Origin of the sequence: Paracoccus sp. PAR01, from assembly GCF_014851995.1 — a bacterium.
Classification (GTDB): Bacteria; Pseudomonadota; Alphaproteobacteria; order Rhodobacterales; family Rhodobacteraceae; genus Paracoccus; species Paracoccus litorisediminis.
This window is the reverse complement of the sequence record NZ_JACVAW010000087.1, coordinates 1-823: the sequence shown is the minus strand read 5'-3', so window position 1 is coordinate 823 and position 823 is coordinate 1. Positions and strand designations below refer to the sequence as shown.

Here is an 823-nt window from a genome sequence, read left to right as displayed (position 1 = left end):
GAGGTGTATGGTCGAGGTGGAGTTTCGACGCTTCAACCACGAACCAGACGGAGACCCCGATGACCAAGACCAACATGGACTTGTCCGAGCTTCTGGCAAAGCAGGATCAGGGCGATTTTTTGCGCAGCATCGCCGAGGCCGTTCTTCAGCAGATCATGGAGGCCGATGTCGAAGGCCTCATCGGCGCCGGCCGGCATGAGCGCAGCGGCGAGCGTTCAACCTGGCGCAATGGCTATCGCGAGCGTGCGCTCGATACCCGGCTCGGGACGCTGAACCTGCGGGTCCCGAAGCTGCGGCAGGGTAGCTACTTCCCCGGCTTTCTCGAGGCGCGCAAAACCTCAGAGCAGGCCTTGGTGGCTGTGATCCAGGAAGCCTGGATCAGCGGCGTCTCGACCCGGCGCGTCGATGATCTTGTGCAGGCCATGGGGCTGAGCGGGATCTCGAAAAGCACGGTGTCGAAACTGTGCAAGGAATGAGCCATGTCGCGCCATCGGTCCAAGCGACCATGGCGAATGACGAGCGCGTCGGCGAATTCCTGAACCGGCCGTTGACCGGTGAATGGCCCTATGTCTGGCTCGATGCCACCTATCTGAAGGTGCGCCAGGGCGGCCGGATCGTCTCGGTGGCGGCGATAATCGCTGTCGCCGCCAACACCGAAGGTCGCAGGGAAATCATCGGTCTGGGGCTGGGGCCATCCGAGGCCGAGACGTTCTGGATGGATTTTCTACGCTCGCTGAAAGCCCGCGGGCTCGAGGGCGTGAAGCTGGTGATCAGCGATGCCCATTCTGGACTGAAAGGAGCGATCGCGCGGGTCTTCGAGGCC

1 pseudogene is annotated in these 823 nt (G+C 62.6%); it reads left to right on the top strand.

Features of this window, described 5'->3' with window-relative positions:
- Nucleotides 1–59 precede the first annotated feature (59 nt).
- Nucleotides 60–823 (top strand): annotated as a pseudogene (locus IB235_RS24790) (IS256 family transposase); the annotation flags it as partial.